At 32.3% G+C, this 8334-nt stretch carries 6 protein-coding genes; 2 read left to right on the top strand and 4 right to left on the bottom strand.

All coding sequences use genetic code 11. The features are described from left to right. Positions 1-288 precede the first annotated feature (288 nt). Together ACIQ0M_RS06935 and ACIQ0M_RS06930 are read left to right on the top strand one after the other, a co-directional pair. A complete protein-coding gene (locus ACIQ0M_RS06935) occupies positions 289-1209 on the top strand; it encodes a hypothetical protein (RefSeq protein WP_396151090.1) in 921 nt (306 codons plus the stop codon). Next, positions 1206-1490, top strand: coding sequence for a hypothetical protein (locus tag ACIQ0M_RS06930; RefSeq protein WP_396151088.1), 285 nt, complete (start codon positions 1206-1208; stop codon positions 1488-1490). The genes ACIQ0M_RS06935 and ACIQ0M_RS06930 overlap by 4 nt, the downstream gene beginning before the upstream one ends. Positions 1491-1546: 56 nt before the next feature. Here ACIQ0M_RS06930 and ACIQ0M_RS06925 read toward each other — a convergent pair whose 3' ends face one another. From ACIQ0M_RS06925 to ACIQ0M_RS06910, 4 genes are read right to left on the bottom strand one after another with little or no spacing between them, the layout of a single operon-like run. Continuing rightward, complete coding sequence (locus tag ACIQ0M_RS06925) at positions 1547-2311, bottom strand: DUF2490 domain-containing protein (RefSeq protein WP_396151086.1); 765 nt, start codon at positions 2309-2311, stop codon at positions 1547-1549. Then, positions 2295-3917, bottom strand: coding sequence for a SulP family inorganic anion transporter (locus ACIQ0M_RS06920; RefSeq protein ID WP_396151084.1), 1623 nt, complete (start codon positions 3915-3917; stop codon positions 2295-2297). Before ACIQ0M_RS06920 ends, ACIQ0M_RS06925 begins: the two co-directional genes overlap by 17 nt. Positions 3918-3930: 13 nt before the next feature. Next, positions 3931-5799, bottom strand: a complete 1869-nt coding sequence (locus ACIQ0M_RS06915) for a proton-conducting transporter membrane subunit (protein WP_396151082.1) — start codon at positions 5797-5799, stop codon at positions 3931-3933. Between the two features lie 4 nt (positions 5800-5803). Then, a complete protein-coding gene (locus tag ACIQ0M_RS06910; protein WP_396151080.1) occupies positions 5804-8296 on the bottom strand; it encodes a YbcC family protein in 2493 nt (830 codons plus the stop codon). Positions 8297-8334 lie beyond the last annotated feature (38 nt).

The following is an 8334-nucleotide window of genomic DNA, read 5'->3' as shown; positions in this document are numbered from 1 at the left end:
TTTAAAATGAAGTCTACAAGCTTCTTCACTTCCAAAATTTGCCGTAAAACTGAATAAATTCATCGCTTTTTTTTATCAAATATAAGGCTTTTTATTTAATTATGGGTAATTGCGGACAATCAAAAAAAAATTAACAAAAAAAAATTATTTATATTTACCTGATGAAATAATAAAGATTTGCCACGATTATTCAGATTATTTGTTGGAAGTTTCGCAGAATACGAAAAGTAGAGAGTTAAGTTATGAAGACGAACTACTTAAAAAATTTAAAAAAGAATTTAAAAAATAATGAAACAAATACAAATAAATGGTAAGTATAACGAAAATAACATAAGTAGTCTAATTCTAAAATTAAATTTTGTTTTTAAACTTGAAAACAAAGAAATTAAAAATTACGATTTTCAAGTAAAAATAAAACATACAGAATTTACCTCTATTACATCTCTCATCATTTATAAAATTTTAGCATATAGTTTAGATAATAAATGCTTAGACAATCCATCAGCCAATATAGATGAAATAACAGATTTATTTTCAAAATTTCATTTACACGAATTAATTAAAGCATATTATGATAAAAAAGATGTAGATAGGATTTTTTCAAATATTAAACCTCTACAAAGAAATGATTTCTTTGTCGCTCCACATCCAATAAATAGAGAAGTTGTAAAAAGTAAAGATGATTTAAGTAACAAATATTATGAAATTATAAACAATTATTATAAAGATAAAAATTTTGAAATTGTTGAATATATTAAGACTTGCCTAGTTGAAATATCATCTAACTTTTTATATCATGCTGAAAATGATGAAAAATCGATATTAATGGCAGAAGGCAACAAAACGAAAGTTGAAATAATTTCAGTAGACACTTCTGAAGGTATTATAACCACAATGAAAGAAAAATACAACAAATCAGATACTAATTTATTAAATTTAGCGTTTCAAAGAAAGATAACGTCAAAAATTGAGAATGGCCATTGCGGAACTGGCTTATGGCTTGTTAATGAAATCGTTACTAGGCTTAAAGGAAAGTTAATTATACATACCGAAGGCTATATTTATAGAAATATTCAAGGAAATATTAGTACATTTGCATCTAGTTATTGGAAAGGAACTATAGTTTACATAAAATTACCTATAACTGAAGTTATAGAAATTAATAAATTCTTTACTGAAATATTATCAAAAGAAAAAACATATATATGAAAAATTTAATTCTCTCTAGTTTTGGTAATGTTATTGCTACTGATGAAAAAAGTAGTGAAATATATAATCATATAAAAAATCTTATTAATCAAGGTGATTCGATTAAAATAGATGCTAAAAACGTTACTATTTCCACAAAATCTTCAAGATTAATTTTTGGGAAATTGTATAAAGAATTAACTTCAAAAGTATTTTTAGAAAAAATCTTCATCGAAAATGCATCGACCATTTTTATGTTTTCAGTAAATGAAGGAATTTCTACTGAAATTCAATTTGCATAATAAATTATAACATAAAAATCCGTCTCGAAGAAATTCTTGACGGATTTTTGCTTTATTTACGATTTAGTCCAATCAAAAGAGGTGATATAAGATAGTCGTAGCGTTGGATTACTTTCGAGCAATGTATTGGAAAAATTCCAAATATGCTGATGAATATAATTTAATTGAATTTGATGATTTTTATCAAAATTATAACCTACTCCTCCAATAATTCGGTTTTGGTTTAAAAAGGTTTTACCCGCATTAGAACCTATATTCAAAAAAATTTCGTTGCCAAAAACCGCAAACAATTTTGTAGATTCTTCTTTTTTTTTCAATGGATAATTAAATAAAATCATATACCGTAATCTATTCCTGTAATCGTAATCATCAATACTAAAACTTCCTTCGTTATTTTGATTTGCGATGCCTACAAATCGGAACTCATCACGCAAACGGTGGGTAATTCTTAAATCATTCTTATTGTGTACAAAAGTTCCTTGAATCCAAATATGATCTTCTGGAATATTTGTTCGATTCATGGCCGGATCTCCATACGAATATGTGTTGTAGTGACTGTATCCAATGGTTGCCATAAATTGTTTAGTAAACTGATAATCAACAGAAGGACGCACAAAATATTGTTGCTTCTCTGAAAACCCATTAGCATAACGCATCGTTGCTTCAAAAGAAAATGATAGCTTATCGGAAATCATATTCTTACCGAAATAATGAAACCAAATGTTTTCATTTGATGATTTTGCTTGGGCATAAATCGTGTGATTTTCTAGAAAAATTATTATTATCACAGCGAATATAATCAGTTTAATTAACTTCTTCATATTTAATTTTTAAGTTCTTTTTTCTTGATGCCTTCGGATGATTAGACAAAGGTTTATGGTTGTCCAAACCATTAATTGTTACTGTTCCCCCATCATCATGAGCTTCATAATCGAGTTTAAAATGCTCTAAATTTTCCATCACTGAATGATCTACTAATTTAGTCTTTTTTAAATCAATAATTACTTGATAGCCTGGAGGAATTTCTTCCAACTTTCTTTTAATGCCTAAATAATTTGAAAAAATGGCCGATTTATCGATTTCAACATAATAGTTATTCCCTTCAAAAGAAACAATTGTTTGGGCTTTAAAAAAAGAAGAAATCGGGGTTCCGTTAACCACATGAATAATCATTTTTAAAAGCATTCCGAATGCAATTCCCACTAATAAATCCTCAAAAAGTGTCACAATAACTGTGCCTGTAAAAATAAGCAACTGTTCTTTTCCGATGTGAAGCATGTGAATAAATTCTCTTGGATGTGCCAATTTAATTCCTACAGTAATTAACATAGCAGCCAAAGCTGCATTGGGAATCATTTCTAATAACGGAGCCGCTAACAATACAAAAAGCAATATAAAAACGCCGTGAAAAAAATTTGCCCATCGTGTTTTGGCACCATTATTAACGTTGGATGAACTTCTGGCTACTTCGGATATCATAGGTAAACCTCCTAGAAATGCAGCTAACGTATTACCAATTCCTACAGCAATTAAATCTTTGTTTGCGTTCGATTTTCTTTTGAATGGGTCGGCCAAATCAATTGCTTTAACGGTTAATAAAGATTCCAATGAACCTACCAAGGCGAACATAACAACATATTTAATAAAAATTCCGGTTTGATTTATTCCGGAAAAATCTACATTCCATTGAAGGTTATCGGTTAAACTTCCAATTTTTACCAATGCGTATGGAGGTTCTGTGTGAGCAAAATCCATTACAAGTTCGGCCGGAATAGCAAAGAGCAAAACCACTAACGGAGCGGGAATCATTTTAATATTTTTATTTTTAATGAATGGCCAACCTAATAGTATTGCCAAACTGATCACGCCAATAAACGTTGCCTTGGGGTCCAAATTAATTACAAACTTTGGAATATTCAACAACAATTCTACCGGATTCATCCCTTTGGCTAAAAGTGGATTATCATTCAATAAAACCGGAATTTGCTTAGCGATAATGATAATTCCTATCGCAGCCAACATTCCGTGAATGGTTGAGAGTGGAAAAAAATCGGCTAACTTTCCTAATTTAAAAATTCCAAAAAGTATTTGTATCAATCCGGCAATAACCATTGCTCCTAAAGCTAATTTCCAACCTAAAATTGGGTCGCCATGACCAAATTCGGCCACAGCACCGGCAACAATTACAATTAAACCGGCAGCAGGACCTTTTATGGTTAAACGCGAACCCATGAAAAAACTAACGAGTATTCCACCAATAATTGCCGTGATTAACCCCATAATTGGAGGAAAATCTGAAGCTTTAGCAATTCCCAAACTCAAGGGTAATGCCAATAAAAAAACTATAAAACCGGAAATAGCATCTGTTTTAAAATTCTCTTTTAGTCCTGCTAAACCATCAGCAGGGATATATTTTTTTGTTTTCATATTTTTTTAACTATTAAGATGATTGATAGGGTAACTCATGATACGTTTTTACATGAGGTCCCAAGAATAAACGAGCATAAATTCTAATTCCGGCAATTCCCGAAACCACAAAACTAGATGCTACAAAAAAGGCAAGTACAACTTGGTTACTGCTGATATGGCTAAATAGTAAATCCTCCCCAATAAAAGTGCTGGTTATAGGAAAACCTGTAATGCCCAGTGTGGCTAATAAAAAGAAAAAAGCAAACTTTGGATGTTCATATACATGTCCTAAGTATTGGCTAATTAAAATCCGTTTTTCCAATTTCTTTAATTTTAGTAATGCCAAATAACCGATTGAGCCGGAAACAATAATTCCTGCAAGGTAAAATGTGATTTCACTTACCGTTACATGTTCATTAAAGACAATGGCCAAAGCAATCCAAAAGTGATTCATTACTATTAAAATCCATGCTAGAAATGGACTTTTCCGCTCAGAAAACGATTTAAAAACAAACACTAAACCAATTCCGGCAAAAATTTCAGGAAGAAGTGATGTTAATTCGCTTGGTACTTTTTCTTTGAATTGATAAGCAATTGTGCCAAAAGCAAAAAGCGGTATAAAAAAGAAATAAACTCTTTTTAAATTCAAAAAGTCTAATGATTTACCGATTATTTTCAAAGGTCGCCAAAGCACTATGTTTAAAAAGGCTTCTAATTTAAATTCCTTCAACGCAAGAACATAGAGTGTGTTTTTAATCACTCTTGGAAAGAAAAAATTATCCTTTTCAGATTTAGGTTGAAAAGTGTAAAACTGTTCTCTAATTAAATAACTCACTACTGAAGGCGAAACCAACAATTGATATGTTCGTAGAAAAGCATTTCCGGCAAAATGAAAAAGTGCCAATACTTCTAAACCAAGAGCGATTTCAATAAATATAATTCCGATCTGTGAAATAGAACTATAGGCTACCTGACTTTTTATAGAAGATTGAACTCTCGCCATCAATGAACTCATGATACTAGTGGTTAATCCCATCAACCCAATAGCAAATCGCATCGAAGTTTGATGTTCCCAAAAAGGAAAAGTTCGCAACATTAAAAACACACCCAAATGCACGGATAGCGAACCATAAAAAATTGCACTGGAGGGTGTTGGCCCTTCCATTGCTCGGGGTAACCAAGACGAGAAAGGAATTTGAGCCGATTTGGCCGCAGCCGCACAAGCCAGGCATAAAGCAATAAAAACACCAATTAAGGAATGATTTTGCAGGTGTTCGTTCACCAATTCATAATTATTCAGCTTCATAAAAGTGATGTTTTCATGAAATAAATGGTGACTTGCCCACATGGTTAAGAGTAAACCGACATCGCCAATTCTGTAAATGGAAAACACCTTAAAGGCATTCTTTACGGGCAAATAACGTTCTCGATAGAAAGCAATTAACAGAAAAGATGAGATTCCAATAATCTCCCAACCGATGAATAAGGTTTCAAAATTACCGGACAGAATCGCTAAATTATAACCAAAAAAGAAAAATAAAACGGTTGTAAAAAAACGTTTATATCCTTTCTCACGATGAAGGTAATAGCGACTATAAGTGGTAATCATTGAAGTAAGTAAAGCTCCAACAAACAGATAAACAGCCGTAATTCGATCAAAATAAAAATCGATAAAAAACTCGTAATGTGAAGTACTGAATATCGTTATTTCCTTCAGGTTTAAATCAGGTGAGTCGTTCAAAACCCAAATTACACAAAATATAACTATTCCTAAAAATTGGATGAAAACAGTTGCGAATGCAATTCCTGAAACTAGTTTTTCATTCTTCTCAGGTAGAAATACACTGATTAAGAAACCTAAAATCGGAAACAATAAAAAAAACTGGAGTATATTTTCCATAATCTTAAGCTGTTTTTAGAATTGAAATAGGCAAATTCTCCTTTGTTTTAACATCAACTTCCAACTCGTTTTGAACGTAATTTGTTTTTTGAATGGGATTATAAATGATAAACTCTTGTTTTTCAAACACAAAAATTTGTTTTGTTTCTGGATGAACAACGGCTAATTTTACCCATTCATTTTTAAACCATTCATATGTAGAAGGATTTTTGGCAATTGCTTTTTGAACAACTTCAGGAAAATGTTCCGCCACAACTAACAATCGGATCGGATCGTGAACTTCTATCATCTGACTGGGTAATCCGGGACGTAAATCACCATCTATACCGTTTGCCACACCAATTAAACCCATTACATTATGTGGTAATTTTGAACCAGCTCCTAACTTCTGATTATCTACTCTGGAAAAATAGTATTCCAAATTAATTCCACCGGCAACCGGAGCTACTTGTCCTAAAATCAACGCCAAAAAGTCACCGGACGGGTCTACTTGATAATCATAAGAATTCAAAAATGAGCGTCTGTCCAAAAACAATTGTTTAGACAAACTTCTTCTTCCAATTACGCTCATGGCATTGGTTGCATGATTTAATTCCGGCCTTGGTTCGAATAAGGAAAGTGAACGTTTCTTTACATTTTTATGAACCTTTTCAAGCGAATCGGAAGAATTAATGGTATCAAATCTTCTGGAACGCTCTTTTGCATTGTTCCGAAGAGCTGTTGCAAAGATCTCCTGATTTTGAATATGTATTCTTTGATTCAACTCACTTAAACTTTCTTCATCATAGAATTGAATTTCATCCCGTGTAGTATCGTGCAAAGCGGGTAAAAATTGAGTCGTATCAGGAATAGTAAGTCCTCTTTCTTTGAGAAGCAATCTTACTTTTGGATGATTGGCTGCAAAACAAGCAACTTTTGCATTCACAGAACTTGGTCTACCACAACAGGCTCCGCAATCATATCCGGCATAATGTGTATTGTTTACACTGGTTGCACCGTGTCCAACAACATAAACAAGCGACGAAAAGTTTTTAACCAAACCAATACTTTTGAGTAATCCCTCTACCCTATTGGCCATTTCTTCAATGGTAAATCCAACTTGTAAACCATTTTCTGTATCTGTAAGATTTTTGTTTTCGATATGAAGTTTGGCCTTTTTATGTAAGTGTTTAAAAGAAGCCGTAGTAGCCGGAGACATTGATGGTTTGAAAATATTTAAAAATAATTTAAATGCGGAAGTGAACCCAAGTGTTTGACTGATAATCCAACCAAAAAGCAATGAATGTGAGTGTTTGTGGTAATGTAAATCTTTAACGTGTTTTTTCTTGCGGTGTTCTTCTTTTATCAAGTACTTAGGTGTAACAGGAGCCGGACATAATTTGGTATGAAATTTACCGTTGACCGGTTGGTAATAAAACTCAAAATTAAAAAAAGCAGCTGTGCCAAACGTTTCTGCTTTCGAATCTTGATGTTCAATGTGTCTTCTGAAAGAACATTCTCGGTCATCCATACAAAATAAGCCCTGAAAACTTGGAATAGAAGTAGATGAAATGGTTTCTGTCTGATGAACACTTCCGAGAACCTGATCATAAAAACTCCACTCAAACGCTTGTTGCCAAAGTGACAAAACTTGGAATAGTTCGCTCTCTTTAACCGATTCAAAAAGCTTGTATTCATGCGTTCTCACTCTACTACCAAGAGGTGACCAATTGCCATTGAATTTTTTGTCAAGAACATCTATTTCTAGCAATAATTCAAATTTAACCAATTCTTCAAACGATATTGGTTTCGCATCCAAAAGCGAGGTCGGATTAGCTTCCAACGTAGCTATCATCCCACTCCAACCTGGGTGAGAAAATTGTTGATCAAATAAATAGTATTCATAAAGCTCAACTTTTCCAACTACAATTTCGAGTAATTCTGAAATGGATGCATTATTAAAAAGCAATTCCTTTACTCTTGTTGAAGAAAACAAACTTTGAGAAGTATTTTGTTCCAAAGCTTTAATTGCAGCTAAAAAACCAGTTGCCTTTTCAGGAAAAGTCCAAAGTGCGATGCCTTGGTCTAAATAACTGCACAGTAAACGAAAAAGTAAACTATGTGTAGATTTTTCTAAATTTATAGCATATTCTTTCTTCCAATTGGCACGTAAATTTCCAATTCTGGGTTTTACCGATTCATCATAGTTTTGATGAAGTAATTTATCTTTCCAAACCGAGAAATTTTCTTTTCCTTTTTCCTTTTCAATGACCCAATCGAGTACAGATTGATTTATTTCATTCTTTTTTAAACGATTTCTGAAATCTTCCAAAGGCAAATACGTTTTGTAACCAAAAAGAGTGGTTGCTTTGGCTAACGCATCATGAAATTTTTTATGTTGAAAAGCGTGTAAAGTATTGTGATGCACAAAGTCTTTCAATGGATTTTGTGCCGGTAAATAATGTGTTAGACGATGAAGAACAGCATGTTCATCAAAGCCATTGCTAGTTGTTTTCACAAATTAATGAGTTTGAATTAATACATAAGTTATTGATT

It is taken from the genome of Flavobacterium sp. (assembly GCF_044339515.1).
Taxonomy (GTDB): domain Bacteria; phylum Bacteroidota; class Bacteroidia; order Flavobacteriales; family Flavobacteriaceae; genus Flavobacterium.
This window is presented reverse-complemented; position numbering and strand designations above follow the sequence as displayed.

Excerpts from the sequence above, each read along its gene's own strand:
- ACIQ0M_RS06935 (WP_396151090.1), top strand. The coding sequence starts at position 289 with ATGAAACAAATACAAATAAATGGTAAGTATAACGAAAATAACATAAGT.
- ACIQ0M_RS06930 (WP_396151088.1), top strand. The coding sequence starts at position 1,206 with ATGAAAAATTTAATTCTCTCTAGTTTTGGTAATGTTATTGCTACTGAT.
- ACIQ0M_RS06925 (WP_396151086.1), bottom strand. The coding sequence starts at position 2,311 with ATGAAGAAGTTAATTAAACTGATTATATTCGCTGTGATAATAATAATT.
- ACIQ0M_RS06920 (WP_396151084.1), bottom strand. The coding sequence starts at position 3,917 with ATGAAAACAAAAAAATATATCCCTGCTGATGGTTTAGCAGGACTAAAA.
- ACIQ0M_RS06915 (WP_396151082.1), bottom strand. The coding sequence starts at position 5,799 with ATGGAAAATATACTCCAGTTTTTTTTATTGTTTCCGATTTTAGGTTTC.